The sequence below is a fragment of the Bacillus sp. SIMBA_074 genome (genome assembly GCF_046534555.1).
In the GTDB taxonomy this organism is placed as follows: Bacteria; Bacillota; Bacilli; order Bacillales; family Bacillaceae_G; genus Bacillus_A; species Bacillus_A mycoides.
The window spans coordinates 1-288 of record NZ_JAWRYM010000348.1; the positions used below are offsets into that span (position 1 = coordinate 1).

A 288-nucleotide genomic window follows, 5' to 3' on the forward strand; every position below is an offset into this window, starting at 1 on the left:
GGGCAGACCGGCGTGCTGGGCATCGTGCTCGATGCCAGCCGCCCGCTGGCCGCTTTTGCGGAAACCATGGCCCCCGCCCTGATGGCCGGCGCCACCCTGGTCGTCAAGCCGAGCCCGAAGGCGCCGTCGGCGGTGTTCGCGCTGTGCGAGCTGACGGCACGCGAAGAATGGCCGGCCGGCGTGGTCAACCTGTTGCAGGGCGACACCGCTGCGATCGAGGGTCTGTGCGCCAGCACCGTCGACCGCCTGCTCTATTGCGGCAACGCCGCCCTGGGGGCGCAGGTCGGC

General features: G+C 72.2%; 1 protein-coding gene. It reads left to right on the top strand.

What is annotated here, in order from left to right; all coding sequences use genetic code 11:
- Window positions 1-288, top strand: a 288-nt coding sequence (locus SB773_RS31110) for an aldehyde dehydrogenase family protein (RefSeq protein ID WP_410594120.1), incomplete at both ends; no start/stop codon positions are given.